This is a genomic window from Lentzea sp. NBRC 102530 (genome assembly GCF_030269365.1).
Lineage (GTDB): Bacteria > Actinomycetota > Actinomycetes > Mycobacteriales > Pseudonocardiaceae > Lentzea.
The window spans coordinates 264042-285511 of the sequence record NZ_BSTF01000006.1 but is presented as its reverse complement, the minus strand read 5'-3'; the positions used below and the strand labels follow the sequence as shown (position 1 = coordinate 285511).

General features: G+C 70.9%; 19 protein-coding genes. 11 read left to right on the top strand and 8 right to left on the bottom strand.

The annotated features are described in order from the left end of the window. Positions 1 to 37: 37 nt before the first annotated feature. The 6 genes from QSK25_RS18485 to QSK25_RS18460 all read left to right on the top strand — a co-directional run bounded on the left by QSK25_RS18485 (position 38) and on the right by QSK25_RS18460 (position 6971). Complete coding sequence (locus tag QSK25_RS18485; RefSeq protein WP_285639778.1) at positions 38 to 793, top strand: TetR/AcrR family transcriptional regulator; 756 nt, start codon at positions 38 to 40, stop codon at positions 791 to 793. Positions 794 to 899: 106 nt separating this feature from the next. Next, complete coding sequence (locus tag QSK25_RS18480; RefSeq protein ID WP_285639777.1) at positions 900 to 2141, top strand: GlnX family signal transduction membrane protein; 1242 nt, start codon at positions 900 to 902, stop codon at positions 2139 to 2141. Next, complete coding sequence (locus tag QSK25_RS18475; RefSeq protein ID WP_285639776.1) at positions 2138 to 3094, top strand: glutamate ABC transporter substrate-binding protein; 957 nt, start codon at positions 2138 to 2140, stop codon at positions 3092 to 3094. Before QSK25_RS18480 ends, QSK25_RS18475 begins: the two co-directional genes overlap by 4 nt. A gap of 13 nt (positions 3095 to 3107) precedes the next feature. Then, positions 3108 to 5234: a serine/threonine-protein kinase gene (locus QSK25_RS18470; RefSeq protein ID WP_285639774.1), complete on the top strand. Its 2127-nt coding sequence runs from the start codon at positions 3108 to 3110 to the stop codon at positions 5232 to 5234. Further along, positions 5234 to 6202 (top strand): PP2C family protein-serine/threonine phosphatase, encoded by a 969-nt coding sequence (locus QSK25_RS18465; RefSeq protein WP_285639772.1) that lies wholly within the window; start codon positions 5234 to 5236, stop codon positions 6200 to 6202. Before QSK25_RS18470 ends, QSK25_RS18465 begins: the two co-directional genes overlap by 1 nt. Before the next feature lie 19 nt (positions 6203 to 6221). Then, on the top strand, positions 6222 to 6971 hold the full coding sequence (locus QSK25_RS18460) for a dienelactone hydrolase family protein (protein ID WP_285639770.1): 750 nt from the start codon (positions 6222 to 6224) through the stop codon (positions 6969 to 6971). On the opposite strand, the gene QSK25_RS18455 is transcribed toward QSK25_RS18460, so the two are convergent. From QSK25_RS18455 to QSK25_RS18445, 3 genes are read right to left on the bottom strand one after another with little or no spacing between them, the layout of a single operon-like run. After that, the gene (locus QSK25_RS18455) at positions 6964 to 8175 is read right to left on the bottom strand and encodes a Clp protease N-terminal domain-containing protein (protein ID WP_285639768.1); all 1212 of its coding nucleotides are present in this window, start codon (positions 8173 to 8175) and stop codon (positions 6964 to 6966) included. The genes QSK25_RS18460 and QSK25_RS18455 overlap by 8 nt on opposite strands. Then, complete coding sequence (locus QSK25_RS18450) at positions 8165 to 9442, bottom strand: caspase family protein (protein WP_285639767.1); 1278 nt, start codon at positions 9440 to 9442, stop codon at positions 8165 to 8167. Before QSK25_RS18450 ends, QSK25_RS18455 begins: the two co-directional genes overlap by 11 nt. Continuing rightward, positions 9442 to 9783 carry an effector-associated constant component EACC1 gene (locus QSK25_RS18445; protein ID WP_285639765.1) on the bottom strand — a complete coding sequence of 114 codons (342 nt, stop codon included), beginning with the start codon at positions 9781 to 9783 and terminating at the stop codon, positions 9442 to 9444. Before QSK25_RS18445 ends, QSK25_RS18450 begins: the two co-directional genes overlap by 1 nt. A 157-nt stretch (positions 9784 to 9940) precedes the next feature. Between QSK25_RS18445 and QSK25_RS18440 the strand changes: the two genes are divergently transcribed. After that, positions 9941 to 10666 (top strand): alpha/beta hydrolase, encoded by a 726-nt coding sequence (locus tag QSK25_RS18440; protein WP_285639763.1) that lies wholly within the window; start codon positions 9941 to 9943, stop codon positions 10664 to 10666. Here QSK25_RS18440 and QSK25_RS18435 read toward each other — a convergent pair. Then, on the bottom strand, positions 10650 to 11696 hold the full coding sequence (locus QSK25_RS18435) for a LacI family DNA-binding transcriptional regulator (protein ID WP_285639761.1): 1047 nt from the start codon (positions 11694 to 11696) through the stop codon (positions 10650 to 10652). The genes QSK25_RS18440 and QSK25_RS18435 overlap by 17 nt on opposite strands. A 136-nt stretch (positions 11697 to 11832) precedes the next feature. Between QSK25_RS18435 and QSK25_RS18430 the strand changes: the two genes are divergently transcribed. The 3 genes from QSK25_RS18430 to QSK25_RS18420 are packed head-to-tail and all read left to right on the top strand — an operon-like array spanning position 11833 to position 14607. Then, a complete protein-coding gene (locus QSK25_RS18430; protein WP_285639760.1) occupies positions 11833 to 12846 on the top strand; it encodes a sugar ABC transporter substrate-binding protein in 1014 nt (337 codons plus the stop codon). Between the two features lie 4 nt (positions 12847 to 12850). Beyond that, on the top strand, positions 12851 to 13849 hold the full coding sequence (locus QSK25_RS18425) for an ABC transporter permease (RefSeq protein WP_285639758.1): 999 nt from the start codon (positions 12851 to 12853) through the stop codon (positions 13847 to 13849). Continuing rightward, complete coding sequence (locus QSK25_RS18420) at positions 13846 to 14607, top strand: ATP-binding cassette domain-containing protein (RefSeq protein WP_285639757.1); 762 nt, start codon at positions 13846 to 13848, stop codon at positions 14605 to 14607. Before QSK25_RS18425 ends, QSK25_RS18420 begins: the two co-directional genes overlap by 4 nt. Here QSK25_RS18420 and QSK25_RS18415 read toward each other — a convergent pair. Next, complete coding sequence (locus QSK25_RS18415) at positions 14576 to 14935, bottom strand: YybH family protein (RefSeq protein ID WP_285639756.1); 360 nt, start codon at positions 14933 to 14935, stop codon at positions 14576 to 14578. The two genes, QSK25_RS18420 and QSK25_RS18415, sit on opposite strands and share 32 nt — an antisense overlap. Before the next feature lie 24 nt (positions 14936 to 14959). Here QSK25_RS18415 and QSK25_RS18410 point away from each other — a divergent pair, with 24 nt between their 5' ends. Then, a complete protein-coding gene (locus QSK25_RS18410) occupies positions 14960 to 15301 on the top strand; it encodes a winged helix-turn-helix transcriptional regulator (protein ID WP_285639755.1) in 342 nt (113 codons plus the stop codon). Here the strand turns inward: QSK25_RS18410 and QSK25_RS18405 are convergent. Genes QSK25_RS18405 through hrpA form a run of 3 tightly spaced genes read right to left on the bottom strand, consistent with a single transcriptional unit; the run spans position 15262 to position 21136 of the window. Next, positions 15262 to 16671: an amidase gene (locus QSK25_RS18405; RefSeq protein ID WP_285639754.1), complete on the bottom strand. Its 1410-nt coding sequence runs from the start codon at positions 16669 to 16671 to the stop codon at positions 15262 to 15264. The two genes, QSK25_RS18410 and QSK25_RS18405, sit on opposite strands and share 40 nt — an antisense overlap. A gap of 42 nt (positions 16672 to 16713) precedes the next feature. Next, a complete protein-coding gene (locus tag QSK25_RS18400) occupies positions 16714 to 17253 on the bottom strand; it encodes a hypothetical protein (RefSeq protein ID WP_285639752.1) in 540 nt (179 codons plus the stop codon). Positions 17254 to 17269: 16 nt separating this feature from the next. Next, the gene (hrpA, locus tag QSK25_RS18395) at positions 17270 to 21136 is read right to left on the bottom strand and encodes an ATP-dependent RNA helicase HrpA (protein ID WP_285639751.1); all 3867 of its coding nucleotides are present in this window, start codon (positions 21134 to 21136) and stop codon (positions 17270 to 17272) included. Between the last annotated feature and the right edge of the window lie 334 nt (positions 21137 to 21470).

Here is a 21470-nt window from a genome sequence, read left to right as displayed (position 1 = left end):
TGTACCGTACAGCATACGGTACGGTAGTGTCGCGCTCGTGATCGAACACACGGGCAGCGGAGACCCGGCGCGCACGCTCGCGTTGCTGTGGCGCACTCAGGAACGGGTGTCGCGCAAGGGCAAGCCGGACCTGAGCGTGGACCGGATCGTGCGGGCGGGCATCGACCTCGCCGACGCCGACGGGCTCAAGGCGTTGTCGATGCGGCGCGTGGCCGAGGCGCTGGGCGTGGGGACGATGTCGCTCTACACCTACGTGCCGGGCAAGGGCGAGCTGATCGACGTCATGGTCGACACGGTGCAGGCGGTGACGGGCCGCGAAGAACAACCCGGCTGGCGCGAGCACCTGACCTACGTGGCGCGGGAGAACCTGGAGCTGCACCGGCGGCACCCGTGGTTGTTGCAGGTCGCGCCGTCACGGACGGTGCTCGGCCCGCAGGTGGCGGCGAAGTACGACTTCGAGCTGCGCGGGCTGGACGGCATCGGCCTCTCGGACGTGGAGATCGACTCGGTGCTCAACCTGGTGCTCGGGCACGTGCAGAACTCGGCGCGCGGGCTGACGGCGGCCGCGGTGACCGAGCAGGAGACCGGTCTGACCGACCAGCAGTGGTGGGACGCGGCGGCGCCGGTGCTGATGACGGTGTTCGACCCGGCGCGCTACCCGGTCGCGGCACGGGTGGGCGGTGCGGTCGGCGAGGCGCACCAGAGCGCCTACTCCCCCGAGCACTCGTTCGAGTTCGGTCTGGAGATGATCCTCGACGGCGTCAATCGGCTGATCGAGTCGCGCGAGCTGTAACACCTGAGTGACGCGTGCCGGGATGCGTCGTTAATTCCCACGCGGTGTCATCTGGGTGCCTACAGTTACGCCACGCCGATCAACTTCGTCGCTGGGAGGCCCGCTCGTGGTGATCGACTCCCGTCCCCGGCAGGCGCTGGTGCGCCGTGTCACCGGTCTGGCGCGGTCGACTCCCGGCCGGTTGAGCCTGATCGTCGTGGTGCTGGTGGTGGCGAGCCTCGCGAGCGGCTGGCTGACGACGTGGAGCGTGAACCGGCAGGAACGGGCGCTGGAGGACCTGGCGACGCGCTCCGAGCCGCTCGCGCACGCCGCGCAGGAGGTCTACCGGGCGTTGCAGGACGCGGACGCGACGGCGGCGAGCGCGTTCCTCTCAGGCGGCCTGGAGCCGTCCGAGCTGCGGGAACGCTACGAGGCGGACATCGCGCAGGCCCAGGCGGCGCTGTCGGTGGCCACGGCGTCCTCACCCGAACTCACGGCGACGCTGGCGGCGCAGCTGCCGGTGTACACGGGGCTGATCGAGACGGCGCGCACGAACAACCGGCAGGGCTTCCCGGTCGGCGCGGCCTACCTGCGCGAGGCGTCGGGGCTGATGCGCACGCAGCTGCTGCCGGCGGCGCAGGAGCTGTACCGGGCGGAGACGGACCGGGTGGCCCGCGCGCAGGACGAGGCCACGTTCCCGTGGGGTTCGGTGGCGGTCGCGCTGGGGTTCGTGGTGGCGCTGGTCGGCACGCAGCGGTACCTGACGCGCAGGACGAACCGGCTGCTCAACGTCGGGTTGCTGGTCGCCACGGGCGCGGCTGCGGTGTCGCTGCTGTGGGTGACGACGGTGTCGGTGCTGGTGATGCACGACGTGTCGGACTCGCGGGCGGCGTCGAAGAAGGTCGACGTGCTCGCCCAGGCCCGGATCGCGACGCTGACCGCGCGCGGCGAGGAGACGCTGACGCTGGTCGCGAGAGGTGCGGGCCAGTCCTACGAGAAGAACTTCGTCGAGGTGTCGGAACGGCTGGAGGGGCTGCTCGACCAGGCGGCGAAGCTCGGCGGCACCGAGGCGGTGGACCAGGCGATGCGGCACTTCCGGCAGTGGCAGCAGGTGCACCAGCGCATCCGCGAGGCCGACGACGCGGGGCAGTACACCGACGCGGTGGCGTTGATCAACAACCCGTACTTCGACTCGCTGGACCAGGCGCTGGTGCAGGGCATCGGCGAGGCGCGGCAGGACTTCAGCGACGAGGTGGCGGTGGCGCGGGCGTCGCTCGCGGGCACGGTGGTGGGGGTGCTGGTGCTGGCGCTGATCAGCGCCGCGGGATCCACGACGGGGTTGTGGCAGCGGCTCAAGGAGTACCGATGAGGCGACTGGCCCTGGCGACGTTGCTGCTGCTCGGGGCGTGCTCGGCGGGACCGCCGCCGAGCGAGGTGGTGCCGCGCTCAGCCGCGGCGCCGCAGCCGGCGAACGCGAGCACGGTGTCGGCGGCGCCGTCGAGCGCGGCGGGTGCTCCCCCGTCGTGCGACGCGACGGCGAGTCTGCGGCCCGGGGCGTTGCCGCCGGCGAACCAGATGCCCGCGGGCTCGACGATGGCGAAGATCCAGCAGCGCGGCCGGTTGATCGCCGGGGTGGACCAGAACTCGTACCTGATGGGGTTCCGCAACTCGTTCACCGGCGAGATCGAGGGCTTCGACGTCGACGTGGCACGGCAGATCGCGAAGGCCGTGTTCGGCGACGAGAAGAAGGTGCAGTTCAAGGTCGTAACGGCGGCGGAGCGGATCCCGATGCTGCAACGCGGGGACGTCGACGTGGTGGTGCGCACGATGACGATCACCTGCGAACGGCTCAGGGACGTGGACTTCTCGCAGGTCTACTACCAGGCCGGGCAACGCGTGCTGGTGCGCCGCAACTCCGGCATCACCGGCGTGGAGGGGCTCGCGGACAAGAGGGTGTGCGTGGCGTCGGGGTCGACGTCGCTGGGCAACGTGGTGAACCGGGTGAAGACGACCGTGAGCGTGCCGAACTGGACGGACTGCCTGGTGATGCTGCAGCAGGGGCAGACCGACGCGATCTCCACCGACGACACGATCCTCGCCGGACTCGCGGCGCAGGACCCGTACACCGAGGTGGTGGGCGCGCGGTTCACCGACGAGTCGTACGGCGTCGGGGTGCCCAAGGGGCAGGAGGACCTGGTGCGGTTCGTCAACGGCGTGCTGGAGCGGATGCGCTCCGACGGCACGTGGGCCGCGATCTACGGCCGGTGGCTCACGCCGCTGGGCCCGGCACCCGCGCCGCCCGTCGCGCGTTATCGGGACTAGGGGGTGTGTGCGGATGAGTGACGAGCTACCGGAGACAGGGCCGCAGACAGCGCCGGGCACCGCGCCCTGGTCGTCGTCGCAGGAGATGTCGCGGTCGGCGTCGGGACGTGCGCGGCGCGGCAGCGGGCGGTCGATGAGCCGCGGCCGGCTGGGCGCGGGCCTGGTCGAGGTGCCGCGGGTGCCCTACCGGGACCCGAAGACCGCGGTGCTGGAGAACCCCGAGGTCCCGGAGGCGAAGCGGTTCTGCTCGAAGTGCGGCAAGAAGGTCGGCCGCCGCAGCGACACCAAGCCGGGCCGGGTGGAGGGGTTCTGCCCGCAGTGCGGGCACGCGTACTCGTTCACGCCGAAGCTGCAGCCGGGCGAGGTGCTGCACGACCAGTACGAGGTGCTGGGGTGCCTGGCGCACGGCGGCCTGGGCTGGCTGTACCTGGCGCTGGACCACGCGGTGAGCGACCGCTGGGTCGTGCTCAAGGGCCTGCTGGACTCCGGTGACGCCGACGCGATGGCGGCCGCGCTGGCCGAGCGGCGGTTCCTCGCGGAGGTCGAGCACCCGAACATCGTGAAGATCCACAACTTCATCCGGCACGAGAGCCGCGAGCTCGACAAGCTCGTCGAGTACATCGTGATGGAGTACGTGGGCGGCGAGTCCATCAAGGACATGATCACCCAGCGGCGCCGCGACGGCCGGGGCGACGAGGCCTTGCCGCTGGCGCAGGCCATCGCGTACGTGCTGGAGATCCTGCCCGCGCTGGGCTACCTGCACGGGGTGGGGCTGCTGTACTGCGACTTCAAACCGGACAACATGATCCACACCGAGGAGCAGCTCAAGCTGATCGACCTGGGCGCGGTGCGGCGCATCGACGACCACCACTCCCCCATCTACGGCACGATCGGCTACCAGGCGCCGGAGATCGGCACGATCGGGCCGTCGGTGTTCTCCGACATCTACACGGTCGGGCGGGCGCTGGCGGTGATGAGCTTCCCGTTCGACTTCCGGGGCCGCTGCAAGGACCGGCTGCCGACGGTGGACGAGGAACCGCTGCTGGGCCGCTTCGAGTCGTTCCACCGGCTGCTGCTGCGGGCGACGAACCCGAACCCGGAGCTGCGGTTCTCCTCGGCCGAGGACATGGCCGAGCAGCTCACCGGCGTGCTGCGCGAGGTGCTGGCGCTGGAGGACGGGGTGGCGCGGCCGGGCCTGTCGCGGCAGTTCACGCCGGAACGCCGCCGGTTCGGCGTGGAGGGCCCGCTGGACCTCGCGGAGGTGGCGCTCGCGCTGCCCGCGCCGTCGGTGAACACCTCCGACGCGGCGGCCTCGTGGCTCGCGACGGCGACGACGTCGGACCCGGAGGGGCTGCGCAAGGCGCCGGAGCTGACGGTGGAGGTGCGGCTGCGGATCGTGCGGGTGCTGATCGAGTCCGGCGACACCGCGGCGGCGTTGCGGGAGCTGGAGGCGTTGACGGCGCCGTCGATGTTCGACGAGCCGGAGCTCGACCCGGCCGAGGACTGGCGGCCCGACTGGTACCGGGGCCTCGCGGCGCTGGCGGACGGCCGGGCGGGCGACGCGCGGGGGTTCTTCGACGCGGTGTGCTCGGCGGTCCCGGGTGAGGCGGCGCCGAAGCTGGCGCTGGGCGTGTGCTTCGAGGCCGTGGACGACCTGAAGTCGGCCGGGGCCTGGTACGAGCTGGTGTGGCGCACAGATCACTCGTTCGTGTCCGCCGCGTTCGGGTTGGCGCGGGTGCTGCTCGCCTGTGGCGACCGTGCGCGAGCGGTCGAGGTGCTCCTGTCGGTCCCGGACACGTCTTCACAACACTTGCCGGCGCAGATCGCGGCGGTGCGCGCGCAGCTCGGCGACTGCGCGGCGGAGGACCTCGTCGCGGCCGGGGAACGCTTGCACGCCTTGGACATCGACGTCGCGTCGCACACCCAGTTGTCGGCCGAGGTGCTCGAGGCGGCGTACGACTACGTGACCCGCAATCAGGCCGCCGAGGGGAGGGTGCTGGACTGTGCACTCTCCGAACACGAGCTTCGGCTGGGTCTGGAGCGTCGCTACCGCACGCTCGCCCGGTTCGCGGCCACGCCGGAGGAACGGATCGCATTGGTGGACCGCGCGAACGCGGTAAGGCCTAGGACGTTGGTTTGATGGACACCCTGAAGTGCCCGGAGTGCTCCGAGCCGGTGGCGGCGGAGGACCGGTTCTGCGAGGCGTGCGGACGCAACCTGCTGGTGCGCCGCACGCCGCTGGGCGGACCGACCGGTCCCGCGCAGGCCTCGTGCATCCTGTGCGGGTCGCCGGACATCGATGACGAGGACTACTGCACCCAGTGCGGCCGGCACCAGCCGTCGGCGCGCGACCGGGTCGAGTACGCGCTGGGCGCGGTGTCGGGTGTGTCGGACCGCGGCAAGCGCCGCGCCCGCAACGAGGACTCGATGGCGTTCGGGCACGTGGCGGGCAAGGGCGTCGCGGCCGTGGTGTGCGACGGCGTGGCCTCGTCCGAACGCGCCGAGCAGGCCTCCCAGGCCGCTGCCGACGCCGCGGTGGAGGTGCTGCTCAACGCGCTGATCGACACCGCCGACCCGGAGCAGGCGATGATCGACGCGGTGGCGGCGTCGTGCTCCGCGGTGGAGAAGCTCGTCGAGGACGAGCCGATGGAGGCGGGCGCCCGCGGTGTGGCGCCGTCGTGCACGTTCGTCTCGGCCCTGGTGACCGAGTCGGCGGTGACGATCGGCTGGGTCGGTGACTCGCGCGCGTACTGGCTGTCCGACGAGGGCTCGAAGCAGCTCACCACGGACGACACGTGGGCGGCGCAGCTCGTCGCGGAGGGCGTGCTGACCGAGGAACAGGCCCGCACGGACCGCCGCGCGCACGTGCTGTCGCGCTGGATCGGCGCCGACGCGGGCCAGGTCGTGCCGCAGGTGGCGACCATCCGCCCGAGCACGGCGGGGGTGTTCCTGCTGTGCTCGGACGGCCTGCACAACTACCGCCCGCAGCCGGAGGACCTGCAACCGCTGCTGCCGTGCGGTCCGGAGGAGTTCGTGAAGGTCGCCCTGGACGCGGGCGGCCACGACAACATCACCGTCGTGCTGGTGCCGTTCGCACCGGCCGGCTAGGTCCTGGGGAGGACAACCCATGCCCGGCACGACCGTGGACGTGACCACCGCGGACGGCATCGCCGACGCCTACCTGGCCCGTCCTGATGGCGACGGCCCGTTCCCGGCGGTCCTGTTCTACATGGACGCCTTCGGTCTGCGGCCGCACCTGACCGCGATGGCCGACCGCCTGGCCGCCGCGGGGTACGTGGTCCTGGTGCCCAACGTGTTCTACCGCGCGGGCCGCACGCCGCTGTTCGACCTGCCGGACTTCATCGACCAGGCGTCCCGCCCGGCGTTGTTCGAGAAGATCATCCCGGTGATGCAGTCGCTGACCCCGGCCGGTCTGATGAGCGACGCCGGCGCCTACCTGCGTTACCTGGCCGACCTGCCGTTCACCACCGACGGCCCGGTGGGCGTCACCGGCTACTGCATGGGCGCGGGCGTGGCGCTGCGCACGGCGGCCACCTACCCGGACCGGGTGGCGGCCGCGGCGGGCTTCCACGGCGCGAACCTGGCGTCGGAGGCGCCGGACAGCCCGCACCTGGTGGCCGGCTCCGTCACGGCGGAGCTGTACTTCGCGCACGCCGACCAGGACGCCGCCATGCCGCAGGAGCAGATCGACCGGCTGGAGAAGGCGCTCACCGAGGCGGGCGTGACGCACCGGTGCGAGGTGTACGAGGGCGCGCACCACGGCTACACCCAGTCCGACACCTCCGCCTACGACGCCGAGGCGGCGGAGCGGCACTGGAGTGCGCTGCTGGCCCTGTTCGGCCGCACGCTCAGCTGATCATCCACAGGTCGGCGCCGGACCGGGCGAACGGGTCCGGCGCCGCCTGCGGGAACCGCGACTCGGCGGCGAGTGCCTGCACGACCTCGCGCACGACGAGCGCGGTGACGACCTCGGAGGTGGTGAAGCCGAGGTGGTGGCTGCGTGCGCAGACTTCGTCCAGCAGGTCGATCGCCCCTGCGGGCAGCGGGCGCTGGGCGTTCCTCGCCACCTCGGCCAGCGCGTCGTCGGTGATCCGCACCAGGTGATGGCGCTCCATCTGGTCGCACACGTCGCCGAGCACCTCGATGGTCGCCTCGACGGACATCTCCTCGACGTGGACCGGCTGAAGCCGCCGGGTGAGCGCGCTGTCGAGCGCCGCGAACGACTCGGGCGTGGCGATGCCGACGACCTGCACCTGACCGTCCACGATCGCCTGGCGGAGCTCTTCCCGCGCCTCGCCGATGTCGCCGATCCAGGCGATCGCGCGGGGGTTGTCCCGCAGTTGTGCGACCACGGCGTCGGTGTCGCCGGAGATGTCGTAGATCCGCCGGTCGCGCAGCGCCGGTGGCACCGTGCCGTCGACGAGTGCCCCGGCCAGGCCGTCGAGCACCTCGCGGCGGCCGATCCCCGGCCGGCCGACGAGCACGGGGTTGCTGCGGTTGTGCCTGGCCAGTACCTGTGCGGCGCGCTGGATCTCCTGGTACCTGCCCCGCACCCGTGCCTGCGGGACGTGCTCGGTGATCTTGCCCAGGCGCAGGCCGTCGACCAGCCGCGTCAGGGGGCGGATCCTGGGCGGCGGGGAGACGACGGCGTGGGCGAGGAGTTCCAGGTCCGCCCCGGCGATCTCGAGCATCCGCACCGCGATCCCGTCGCCTTCGCGGAGGATGCCGAGCAGCAGGTGTTCGGGGCCGACGTGGTGCAGTCCCAAAGCGCGCGCCTCCGCGGGGGCGTAGCTCTCGACGACGCGCTTGGCGCGCGGGCTGAAGGCGAAGTTCTCGCGGAGGCGGTGGCGTCCTCTGCCGATGAGCTGATCGACGAGGCCCCGGCCTTTCGCGAGGCCGAGGTCCCATCGCGCGAGCGCGGTGGCCGAGGTGCCCGGTTCGGCGATCAGGCCGAGCAGGAGGTGCTCGGTGCCGATGTAGTCGTGGCCGAGCAGCCGGGCTTCGGCCTGTGCCGCGGCGAGGACGGCGCGGGCCTGGTCGGTGAGCGGTTCAACGGCCATCGGGTGCCTCGGTGGTGAGCAGGGCCAGGTCGCGCCGGACGCGGTCACCGGTCAGGCCGTGGCCGAGCAGCCGGTCGTCCAGGTCGCGCAGCAGGGAGATCGCCTCGGTGGTGTCGCCGTTGAGCGCGGTGATCCGGGCGAGGACGTGCTGCGCGCGTGCGGTGCCTTCGTGGCCGGACCCCAGCAGGCGGCGGCGGTCGGCCAGTACGACCCGCACGGTGTGCAGTGCTTCGGCCCGTCTGCCCAGCGCCATCAGCGTGACGGCGATGAACTGGCGGGTGTCGAGGGTGTCTTCGAGCGGGCCACCGCGCGCGAGCAGGTCTTCGAGCCTGCGCAACGCCTCGGGTGCGTCGCCGGAGGCACCGACGGCCAGGGCGAGGTGCTGCTCGGTGCGCCGGCAGTCGACGTGCTCCTCGCCCAGGAACTGCTGCTGGGCGAGGAGCAGGGCGCGCAGGTCGTCCAGGACGGTCTGGTAGCCGTGGCGGCGGGCCCTGCTGATCACGGCCTCGAGCGGCTGGCCGGGTGTTTGCCCCGGTTCGGTGCGGCGGGCGCGGTTGAGCGCGATGCGGTACCGGTCGGCCGTGGACGTGCCGCGCTTGTGCGGGCGCGGCAGTCCCTCGCGGGTCAGCACCGTGCTGAGCTGCTGGTAGACCTCGTCGATGGTGAGGTGTTCGCCGCCGCCGGGGATGCCTTCCTCCAGCACGCGCAGCAGGCGGCCGGTGAACGCGGTGTGGGGTTCGCCGGGCAGCACGAGGGCGACCTGGTCGCGTTGGGCGGAGGTGAGCAGGTAGGTGCCGTCGATGTCGAGCTGGCCGAGGACGGCGGTGGCGGGGTCTGCCATCGGCTCGCCCAGGGCGCGGCCGGAGTAGCAGCAGTCCAGCACGACGATCTTGGTCTTGGCGGTGCTGTCGAGCACGCGGTCGCGCAGGGAGACGTAGGACAGCGAGCCGAACGCGGGGTCTTCGGGGTCGCTGTCGTGCATGCCCAGGTAGAGCTCATGGCGGCGGCCGACGATGCCGTGGCCGACGTAGTAGACGACGAGCAGGTCCTCGGCTCCGGTCATGGCGCGAGTGAGGCGGCGGCCGAGAGCGGGCAGGGAGGGCTCGTCGAGCACGACGGTGCAGTCGTCGGGGGCGACGAGGCCGGTGGCCGGGTCGGTGAGGACGCGGCGCAGGTCGTCGAGGCACTGGCCGACGACCGGGATCGAGGGGAGGCGGTCGTCGGCGTACCTGGAGGTGCCGAGCAGCACGACCCTGGTGCCGGCCATCAGCCCTGGTCGAGGATCCGGGCGAGCATCGCCTCGACGTCGGTGCCGCGCACGCGGTCGGCGTCGATCTCGGCGGTGACGGCGCCGTCGGCCTCGCGCCGCACCGACACCTTGACCTTCGACCGGCGTGGCTGCTGGAAGAACCCGCGCAGGGAGGCGGCGAGGACGGTCAGTGCGCCGCCCGCGCCGACCGAGACGATCAACGCGTCGGTCAGCGCGCCGAGTTCACCGGGCTTGGGCGGGGTGAGGTGCTTGCGCACCGTGATGTCGGCGTCGCCGTCGAGCCAGTCGAACAGCGCTTCCAGGTCCGCCGGGGTGCCGGCCGCGAGTACGAGGTGCACAGCCGTTCGATCGACGGGCGGTGACGTCCTGTTACGAGGATCGGCTTGTTTCCGCGCGGGGTGGAAATCGGGCGCGGGGCTCACACTGGAGGCGGGAGGTGGGGCGTTGCGGAGGGCGGTGTTGATCGTCGCGGCGGTGCTTGTCACCATCTTGGTCGTGGTCTTCACCTTCCAGCGCAAGCTCGTGTACTTCCCCTCCCCCGGCCCGGTGCCGTCCGCGGACGAGGCGCTGCCCGGTGGCCGTGACGTCCGGCTGGTGACGGCGGACGGCCTGGTGCTGGAGGGCTGGCACTTCGAACTGCCCGACGCGCCGGCGACGGTGATCGTGTTCCCGGGCAACGGCGGCAACCGCGAGGGGCGCCTGTCGCTGGCGCGCGGGCTCACGGCGCGGGGGTTGTCCGTGCTGCTGTTCGACTACCGCGGCTACGGCGGCAACCCGGGGCTGCCGTCGGAGGAGGGCCTGACCTACGACGCGCGGGCGGCGCTGGACCTCATCGACGGGCCGGTCGTGTACTTCGGGGAGTCGCTGGGGGCGGCGGTGGCGACCGAGCTGGCGACGTTCCGGGCTCCGAAGGCGCTGGTGCTGCGCTCGCCGTTCACCTCGCTGGCGGCGGCCGGGTCGCACCACTACCCGTGGTTGCCGGTGCGGATGTTGTTGCAGGACAAGTACCCGGTGCTGGAACGGGTGTCCGCTGTGGACGTGCCGACGGTGGTGTTGCTGGGCACGAAGGACTCGGTCGTGCCGCCCGCGCAGAGCCGCGAGGTGGCGAGCGCGGCACGGGCGAGGCTCGTCGAGATCGAGGGCGCGGACCACAACGACGAGGTGCTCGTGTCGGGGCCGCAGGTGATCGACGCGGTGGTGTCGGTCAGCGGTCTGGGCTGATCCGGTCCGGGCTGATCTCGCCGGAGCCGCGCCGGATCAGCGCGGCGGGGACGACGGCGTGCACGGGCGGTGAGGTGTCGCCGTCGACGCGGGCCAGGACGAGTTCGGCGGCTTTGCGGCCGATGCCGGGGACGTCCTGGCGCACGACGGTGATCGCGGGGTCGAGCAGGTCCGCGAGCGGGAAGTCGTCGAACCCGATGACGGCGACGCGGCGGTGCAGGTCTCGCGCGCGCAGCACGCGCAGGGCGCCGACGGTGACGAGGTTCTGGGCGGTGAACAACGCCGTGGGCGGCCGGTCGAGGCGCAGCAGCGCGGCGGTGGCGGTCTCGGCGAGGTCGGCGCCGTGCAGGTCGGTGTGCACGAGTTCGGTGCGCAGCGCGACCCCGGCGCGGGCGAGGCCTTCGACGTAGCCGGTGTAGCGCTCCTGGCTGGTCCACAGGGTGCGGCGGTCGCCGAGGAACGCGATGTCGCGGTGCCCGAGCGCGATCAGGGACAGCACGGCGTCGCGGGCGCTGTCGCGGTTGGTGGTGGTGACGCAGTCGGTGCCGCCGAAGGTGGGCGGCCGGTCGACGAGCACCATCGGGGTGCCGCGTTCGCGTTCGTGCTGCAACGCGTCCTGGTGCCCGCCGGCGGCCATGACGACGAGGGCGTCGACGCGGCGCGCGGACAGCGAGAACAGCAGTTCGCGTTGCAGGGTGTGGTCGTCCTCGGTGCTGCCGGCGAGCACGAGGACGCCGTGGCGGCGGGCGTGGTCCTCGACGGCGCGCAGCAGGGCGGCGTCGAAGGGGTTGGAGAGGTCCTCGAACAGCACGCCGATGGTGGCGCTGCGGCGGTCGGAGCGGCGCAGGCTGCTGGCGGTGAGGTCGGGCCGGTAGCCGAGGGTGCGGGCGGCGGCGCGGACGCGGTCGGTGACCTCGGCTCCGGCGCCGGGCAGGCCGTTGATGACGCGGCTGACGGTCTTGGTGCTGACCTTCGCCAGCGCGGCGACGTCGCGCATCGTGGGTTCACGTCTGCCTGCTGCGGGGTCCATGCGCACGTCCTTGGACTCTTGCGTCAACGATGACGCGAACGGTATACCCGATCGATATCACGCGTAGCCGCTCTTCCGTTACTCACGGTGATACAGCGGAGGGCCGGATACGTCAACGTTGACGTAGGAGTTGGTCATGCGCAGAACGGTCGGGGTTTTCAGCGCAGCGGCGTTGCTCGTGCTCACCGCGTGCGGAGGTGGTGGCTCGTCCGGCGGCGGTTCGACGCTGGTGGGGCTGGTGACGAAGACGGACACGAACCCGTTCTTCGTGAAGATGAAGGAGGGCGCGCAGCAAGCGGCGGGGTCCTCCGGGGTGACGGTGCAGTCGTTCGCGGGCAAGCAGGACGGCGACAACCAGACGCAGGTGGACGCGATCGAGAACCTGATCGCGTCGGGTGCGAAGGGCATCCTGATCACGCCGAGCGACTCGAAGGCGATCGTGCCGTCGGTGGACAAGGCGCGCGCGGCGGGTCTGCTGGTGATCGCGCTGGACACGCAGCTCGAACCCGCGGACGCCGCCGACGCGACGTTCGCGACGGACAACTACCGGGCGGGGCTGCTGATCGGGCAGTGGGCGAAGGCGAAGTTCGCGAAGGAGGGCAAGCAGGCGAAGATCGCGTTGCTGGACCTCAACCCGAACCAGGTGTCGGTGGACGTGCAGCGCGACCAGGGTTTCCTGGAGGGCTTCGGCGTCGACGTGAAGGACAAGACCCGCATCGGTGACGAGTCCGACCCCCGGATCGTGGGACACGACGTGACCGACGGTGACCCGTCGGGTGGGCGGCGGGCGATGGAGAACCTGCTGCAGAAGGACCCGTCGATCAACCTGGTCTACACGATCAACGAACCGGCGGCGGCGGGCGCGTTCGAGGCGCTCAAGGCGGCGGGCAAGGAGAAGGACGTCACGATCGTCTCGGTCGACGGCGGCTGTCCCGGGGTGAACAACGTCAAGGCGGGGGTGATCGGCGCGACCTCGCAGCAGTACCCGCTGAAGATGGCGCAGCTGGGTGTGGAGGCGGTCGCGAAGTTCGCGAAGGACGGGTCGAAGCCGTCGAACACGGACACGGGCGTGACGCTGGTGACCGATCAGCCGGCGGACGGCGTCGAGTCGAAGGACTCGGCGTGGGGCCTGCAGAACTGCTGGGGCTGATCGCATGGCCGTGGTGGAGTCCCGGGAACGGTCGCCGCTGACGCGTCTTCAGCACCTGCTGCACGCGCAGGCGACGATCGGGCCGGCGGTGGTGCTGCTGGTGGCGGTGGTCGTGTTCGCGGTGCTGTCGGAGCGGTTCCTGACGCCGGGCAACATCTCGCTGATCCTGCAGCAGGTGGCGGTGGTGGGCACGCTCGCCGTGGGGCAGACGATCGTGATCCTGACGGCGGGCATCGACCTGTCGTGCGGAGCGATCATGGTGCTGACCTCGATCGTGATGGCGAAGGTCGCGGCGGAGACCGGGCTGCCGGGGTTGCCCGCGCTGCTGCTGGGGTTCGTCGTGGGCACGCTGTGCGGGGTGCTCAACGGGGTGCTGGTGACGCGGCTGAAGCTGCCGCCGTTCATCGTCACGCTGGGCACGTTGAACGTGTTCTTCGCGCTGAACCTCTGGTACTCGGGCAGTGCGACGATCCGCGGCACGGACATGCCGTCGTTGCTGCTGTGGACGGGTCAGACGTTCACGGTGTTCGGCACGCGGGTCACCTACGGCTCGGTGATGCTCGTGCTGCTGGTGGGCGCGATGGCGTTCGTGCTGAAGAACACCGCGTGGGGCCGGCACGTGTACGCGACCGGTGACGACGTCGAGGCGGCACGGCTGTCCGGTATCCGCACGACGCGGGTGCTGTTGAGCGTGTACGCGACGGCGGGGCTGATCTACGCGCTGGCGGCGTGGACGTTGATCGGCCGGATCGCGTCGGCGAGCCCGCAGGCCGGGCAGACCGACAACCTGGACTCCATCACGGCGGTGGTGATCGGCGGGACGTCGTTGTTCGGCGGCCGCGGCGCGGTGGTGGGGTCGCTGATCGGCGCGTTGATCGTCGGGGTGTTCCGCAACGGCCTCGCGCTGGCCGGGGTGGACGTGCTGTGGCAGACGATGGCGGTCGGGGTGTTGATCATCGTGGCGGTGTCGCTGGACCAGTGGATCAGGAAGGTCAGGTCATGACGGCGGTGCTGAGGGCGTCGGGCCTGGTCAAGCGCTACGGCCGGGTGACCGCGCTGGCGGGGTCCGACCTGGAGTTGCTGCCGGGCGAGATCCTGGCGGTGATCGGTGACAACGGCGCGGGCAAGTCGTCGCTGATCAAGGCGTTGTCGGGGGCGGTGGTGCCGGACGAGGGCGAGATCTTCCTCGACGGCGAGCCGGTGTCGTTCTCGACGCCGCTGGACGCGCGGCGGGCCGGGATCGAGACGGTGCACCAGTCGCTGGCGGTGGCACCGTCGCTCGACATCGCCGCGAACCTGTTCCTCGGCCGGGAACGGCGCCGCAAGGGCGTGCTGGGGTCGGTGTTCCGGATGCTCGACCGCGCGGGCATGCGGGAGGAGGCGCGCCGGCAGCTCGACGCGCTGGGCATCATGACGATCCAGCACCCCGGCCAGGCCGTGGAGACGTTGTCGGGTGGTCAGCGCCAGGCGGTGGCGGTGGCGCGGGCGGCGGCGTTCGGCAGCCGGGTGGTGATCCTGGACGAGCCGACGGCGGCCCTGGGGGTGCGGGAGTCCCGCGCGGTGCTGGACCTGGTCCTGCAGGTGCGGGAACGGGGTCTGCCGGTGATCCTGATCAGCCACAACATGCCGCACGTGTTCGAGGTGGCCGATCGCATCCACATCCAGCGGCTGGGCCGCCGCATCGCCGTCGTCGACCCCGCTCAGGTGTCGATGTCGGACGCGGTGGCGATCATGACCGGGGCTCTGGAGCCGCCCGGCTAGTGCCGAAGGGGTTGTCGATCACGTACCGCCACCGGCCGTCCGCGCCCCTGCGGGCGACGTCGGTGGCGGTGCCCTCGATCTCGCCGATGCTCCAGTCGACGATCAGCAACGCGATGCCGTCGTGTTCGTAGACGTGCCTGGGCCTGATGTCGATGGGCAGTCCCGCGGCGAGGAACCGCTGGTTGGCGTCGCGGCGGGCGGTTCCGGTGACGGTGAGGCCGGGTGCGGGGACGAACAGGCCGCCGGGTTCGTAGACGGCGTCGACGGCGTCCGGGTCGCGGGAGTTGAAGGCTGCGGCGAAGGCGTGGGCGACACTGGAGGGGTGCATGCCGACAGCGTTGCGTTCGCTTCCGTGGGTCACCAAACGGTGACGTGGGACCGCCCGAGTGCCGAGTGCCCGGTGGAGGTGGCGCTGGCGGCGATCAGCGGCCGGTGGGCGACGCTGGTGGTGCGCGATCTGATGCACGGGCCGAAGTCGTTCTCGGCGTTGCGGGCGGGGTTGCCGTCGTTGAGCGCGAAGGTGCTGACCGAACGCCTGGAGTCGTTGGTGGCACAGGGGTTGGTGTCGTGCCACCGCTCCCCCGGTTTCCCGGTGCGCACGACGTACTCGCTGACGGCCGCCGGGCTGTTGTTGCGGCCGTTGCTGGTGCAGCTCTACCGCACGGGTGAGGCGTTGCTGGCCGAGCGCGGCTGAGGTGCGTGGAAGCCGCCGATCTCGTGTTCGAGCAGTTCGGCGAGTTTCAGCGGGGTGCGGTCCTCGAACATCGGTCCGATGAGCTGCACGCCGACCGGTAGGCCGTCGGCCGGGCCGGTGGGGATGGCGGTGGCGGGCAGGCCGGGCATGGTGGCGAGGCCCGCCCAGACGAGCTGGTCGAAGTAGGGGCGCTGGTCGCCGTCGATGTCGATGCGACGCCGCATCACGTCGGGGTCGTGGTCGTGCGGGAACGCCGGGGTGGGCGTGATCGGGCAGAGGACGACGTCGTAGCCGGCGAAGAACTGCCGCCAGCCGTGCCGGTGGAGTTCGCGGCGGGCGTGCAGGGCGAGCCAGTCGTGGTGGCTGAGCTGCGTCTCGCGCAGCTGCTCCTCGTCGATGCGGAACCGTGCGACCGACCCGGCGAACAGCAGCCGCAGGTAGGTGGTCGCGGCTTCGGTCAGGTCGGGCAGCAGCGGGCTGTGCCGGTCGACGCGGGCGCCACCGTTCGTGAGTGCTTCCGCCACCTTGTGCACGGCCGCGTGCACGGCCGCGGAGGTCGGGACGAGCGGGTGCTCGTCGAGGACCAGGATGCGGAAGTCGCTGATCCGGGCGTGACGGGGTGGCGGCAGCGTCAGCGCGTACGCCTTGCCGTGCGTGAGCGGGTCGGGTCCGGCCATGACGTCGAGCAGGAGCGTGAGGTCGCGGGCGCTGCGGGCCATGGGGCCGACGACGGCGAGGTCGTGCTCGGCCGGTGACGCGGGCGCGGGCGGTGCGCCCATGCCTCGGGTGGCGGCGATTCCGATGGTGGGTTTGTGGGCGTGGACGCCGCAGAAGTGGGCGGGGGTGCGCAGGGAGCCGCCGAGGTCGGAGCCGAGGGACAGCGCGCCGAACCCTGCTGCCAGGGCCGCTGCGGATCCGCCGGAGGAGCCGCCCGGGGTGCGGTCGGGGTTCCACGGGTTTCGGGTGGTGCCGTGGAGTTCGTTGAAGGTCTGTATGTCCTGCAGTCCCAGGGGGACGTTGGTCTTGCCGAGGATCACGGCGCCTGCCTGCTTGAGCCTGGTGACCTGAACGGCGTCTTCGGCGGGGTGGCGGTCGCGGTGCTCGGGCATGCCCCAGGTGGTGGGCAGTCCGGCGATGTCGTAGCTCTCCTTGACGGTCACGGGGATGCCGAGCAGTGGCCGGTCCTCGCCGCGGGCACGCGCCTGGTCGGCGTGGCGTGCCGCGGCCCGTGCGCGGTCGAAGTCGGGCACGCAGATCGCGTTGACGACGTGGTCGTCGCGTTCGATCCGGGCGATCGCCTCGTCGGTCAGCTGCTCGGAGGTGACGTCACCGGCGCGCAGGGCGGCGATGAGGGCGTGCGTGGTGTCCATGGTCCTGACCGTATTTGACCTGGTCCGGAGCCATAAAACTCGTCATCGGGCAAGTTCTCGCAGCACGGTTTCCAGGGGCGCGATGAGGTTGCGCGACGCCTTGAGCTCGTCGGAGACCAGGGCGGTGGTGGTGTTGACGCGCCGCCAGAACTGGCCTCGCACGGGGATCTCGACGAGGTTGAGGGTGAACACGGGCGGGTGACCGAGTTCGGTGGTGAGCTGCTCGACGATCTCCTGCAGCAGCGCGGACAGCTCGGCGCGGGCCTCGTCGCGTTGCCGGGTCTGCTCGGGTGAGGTGTGGTCGGGCCGCCACCGCCGGTGGGCCTCGCGCAGGTGTTCGGGCACGCCGACGGGCGGTCTGCCTCCGCCGCCGGTGATGAGCGACTCGCTCCACCACCGGTCCCACCCCGACCCGAACGTCTCCGGCACGTACACGTCGTGCAGGCGGTCGACGGGCGGGGTCAGGGGTGGGATGGCGGCGGCGGTGGGGGTGCTGACGCCGAGCGCGTCACGGACGTAGAGCACGAAGGTGTCCGCGCTGCCGCTGGACACCTGCCAGGTGGAATCCCCAGGAAAGTGCATGTCCCACGGTAGCGGCCTACAACGGCACGGCGTCGAGCGCTTTGAAGATGCGCTTGTCGCTGACGGTGTAGCGGGTCTTGATGGTCTGCGCGAAGTAGGACAGCCGCAGTTCCTCGATCATCCACCGGATCTCGTCGAGCTCGGGCGCGGGTTCGTCGGGCGGGGTCTGGGAGCGCAGGTCCCGGTACTCGGCGTGGACCTGGTGGACCTTGTCGGTCCAGTCGAGGTCGCGGCGCGGGTTCTCGGGCAGCTTCTCGATGCGCCGCGACACACCCTTGAGGTACCGGACGAGGTCCGGCAGCCGGTCGTAGCCGGTGTGGGTGACGAATCCCTTGTACACCAGCGAGTTGAGGTGTGCGCGGATGTCGTTGGCGGAGTCGGGGGCGCCCTTGAGGCCGGCGAGTTTCAACTCCGCCTCGTGGTGGGCCTCCAGGACCTTGCGGACCTCCTGCACGACGACCCAGGTGGTGTCGTTGAGCGCCGCCTGCACCTTCTTGAGCTGCGCGGCGTAGGCCTTGGCGTCCCAGGCGGGCTCGCCCATGAGCCGGTCGACGGCGGCCATGATGCAGTCCGCGAGCAGCGCCGCGACGCCGCCGTGCGGATTGCGCGTGAGGGCGAGTTTGGCGGCGTTGTCGAGGTGGCGTTGCAGGTGCTTGACGGGTGAGTTGATGCCGAGCAGCAGGAGCCTGCGCACGCCGCGGCGGTGGGCGTGGGCCTGCCGTCCCGGGGTGTCGAGGACCTTGATCGCGACGGTCTCGCCCTGGTCGAGCAGCGACGGGTAGGCGGTGACGGTGATGCCGGACTGGCGTTGCTCGATGGTGCGCGGCAGCGAGTCGAAGTCCCAGGTGGTGAGGCCGGTGCGTTCGAGGTGCCCGGCGGCCTGGGACAGCGATTCGCGGACCTCGTCGCGCAGCTTCTCCTTGAGCGCGGCGATGTCCTTGCCCTCGGCGAGGGTGCGGTTGTGCTCGTCGACGACCTGGAAGGTGAGCTTGAGGTGGTCGGGGACGGCGTCGAACTGCCAGTCCTCGCGGTGCACGGTGACGCCGGTGAGGGCTTTGAGTTCGCGTTCGACGCCGCCCAGCAGCGAGGTGTCGCCGGGTTTGATGCGGGCGAGCACGGCGGTGGCGACGTCGGGGACGGGCACGAAGTTGCGGCGGATCTGCTTGGGCAGGCTGCGGATCAGCGCGACGACCAGGTCGTGGCGCAGGCCGGGGATCTGCCAGGAGAACGCGTCGTCGTCCAGGGTGGTGAGCGCGGGCAGCGGGAGCTGAACGGTGACGCCGTCGTTGCGGCTGCCGGGTTCGAAGTGGTAGCTCAGCGGCAGCGTGAGCTCGCCCTGGCGCCACTGGTCGGGATAGGCGTCGGGGGTGACGTCGGCGCGTTCGTTGACCAGCATGTCCAAGGTGTAGGTGAGCTGGTTCTTGTCCTTCTGCTTCTTCCACCACGAGTCGAAGTGCCGGGCGGAGACGACCTCGGGGGCGACGCGTTTGTCGTAGAAGTCGAACAGGGTCTCCTCGTCGACGACGATGTCCCGGCGTCGTGCCCGGTTCTCGAGTTCGCCGACTTCTTCGAGCATCGCCCGGTTGGTGTGGAAGAACCGGTGGTGGGTGGTCCACTCGCCCTGCACGAGGGCGTGGCGGATGAACAGCTCACGCGAGAGTTCGGGGTCGATGCGGCCGTAGTTGACCTTGCGGCCGGCGACGATCGGCACTCCGTAGAGCGTGACCTTCTCCAGCGCCACGACGGAGCCGCGTTTGGTCTCCCAGTGCGGTTCGCTGTACTGGCGTTTGACGACGTGCTCGCCGAGGCGTTCGGCCCACTCGGGTTCGATCTTGGCGACGATGCGGCCCCACAGGCGGCTGGTCTCGACGAGTTCGGCGGCCATCACCCACTGCGGTGGTTTCTTGGCCAGCGCCGAGCCGGGGAAGATCGCGAACTTGGCGTTGCGGGCGCCGAGGAACTCCGTCATGGGGCGGCGTTTCTCGTTGGGGGCCTGCTTCTTGAGGACGTCCTTGACGCCGATGTGGCTGAGCAGGCCCGACAGCAGCGCGATGTGGATGTTGCGGGGGTCGCCGGGCTGGTCGTTGACGTGCATGCCGATCTGCTTGGCGACCTGCCGCAGCTGCAGGTAGATGTCCTGCCACTCGCGCACGCGCAGGTAGTTGAGGAACTCGGCCTTGCAGCGCTTGCGGAACTGGTTGCCGGACAGTTCCTTCTGCTGTTCCTTGAGGTACTGCCAGAGGTTGAGGAACGTGACGAAGTCGGATTCGGAGTCGACGAACCGCGCGTGCTGCTGGGTGGCGGCTTCCTGCTGGTCGGCTGGGCGTTCGCGGGGGTCCTGGATGGACAGCGCCGCGGCGATGATCATGACCTCTTTGAGGCAGCCGGTGGTGTCGGCTTCGAGCACCATGCGGCCCAGGCGCGGGTCGACCGGCAGCGCGGCGAGCTTGCGGCCGGTGGGGGTGAGCTTCTTCTCGGCGGCGTTGATGGCGCCGAGTTCCTGCAGCAGGCCGATGCCGTCGTTGATGTTGCGGGAGTCCGGCGGGTCGATGAACGGGAACTTCGCGACGTCGCCGAGGCCGATGTTGGTCATCTGCAGGATGACGCTGGCGAGGTTGGTGCGCAGGATCTCCGCGTCGGTGAACTCCGGCCGTGCCTCGAAGTCCTCCTCGGAGTACAGGCGGATGCAGATGCCTTCGCTGACGCGGCCGCAGCGGCCCTTGCGCTGGTTCGCCGACGCCTGGCTGATGGGTTCGATGGGCAGGCGCTGGACCTTGAGGCGGTGGCTGTAGCGGGAGATGCGCGCGTTGCCGGGGTCGACGACGTACTTGATGCCCGGCACGGTGAGGCTGGTCTCGGCGACGTTGGTGGCGAGCACGATCCTTCTGCCGGTGTGCCGCTGGAACACCCGGTGCTGCTCGCCGACGCTGAGTCGGGCGTAGAGCGGGAGGATCTCGGTGTTTTTGAGGTCTTCGGCTTTGAGGGCGTCGGCGGTGTCGCGGATCTCGCGTTCACCGGAGAGGAACACCAGGACGTCGCCGGGGCCCTCGGCCTGCAGTTCGTGGACGGCGTTGATGATGCCCTGGGTCTGGTCGTCGTCCTCCTCGAGCGGCCGGTAGCGGGTCTCGACGGGGTAGGTGCGGCCGGAGACCTCGATGATCGGGGCGTTCTCGAAGTGCTGGCTGAAGCGCTGCGGGTCGATCGTGGCACTCGTGATGATGATCTTGAGGTCGGGCCGTTGCGGCAGCAGCTGCTTGAGGTAGCCGAGCAGGAAGTCGACGTTGAGGCTGCGTTCGTGCGCCTCGTCGATGATGATCGTGTCGTAGCGGCTCAGCGTGCGGTCGGTCTGGATCTCGGCGAGCAGGATGCCGTCGGTCATGAGCTTGACCAGCGTGTCGTCACCGGACTGGTCGGTGAACCGCACCTTGTACCCGATCGTGTCACCGAGCTTGGTGCCGAGCTCCTCGGCGACCCGTTCCGCGACCGTGCGCGCGGCGATCCGGCGGGGCTGGGTGTGCCCGATCTGGCCGGTGACGCCGCGGCCGAGTTCGAGGCAGATCTTGGGCAGCTGGGTGGTCTTGCCCGAGCCCGTCTCGCCGGCGACGATCACGACCTGGTGCTGTGCGATCAGGTCTTTGATGTCGTCCTTGCGCTGGCTGACCGGCAGTTCGGCGGGATAGCTGATCTTGGGGACGGACTCCCTGCGCAGCGCGACCTTGAGCGCGGCCTCGTCGATCTGGGCGGCGATCTCCTCGGTGATCTTCTTGCGCGCGAGCGGGTCCTTGACCTTGCGTGCGCCGTCGAGGCGCCTGGCGAGCCGGCGTTGATCACGCGGCATGAGCTCGGGCAGGCGTTTGTGCAGTTCAGCGTGCGGGGTGTCCATTTGGGTTCAAGGATAGTCAGCCCCCGCCACTTCGTTCGCCCCAATAACCGTGTGCCGCGTCTCGGCAGGCCCGCCGACTCGCGCTCGCCCGGCCCGCCGTCCGCGCTCGCCCAGCCTCTTCGGCCTTCCCGCCCCCGCCTGCGTTGCTGTCCCGCCTGCGTTCCGGCGCGTGGCCCGTCCCCCTGCTGCCTCTGCGCGCTCCAACCCAGACCACCCCCAGCCCCCATCCCCCGTGGCCGTTCGTCACCAGCGCTCCCCCGTCGGCCTGCCCATCACTTGCCGCTTCTCCCCTTCGCCGCTCCTTCCCGGCGCCCTGACCTGCGGCGACACCGGG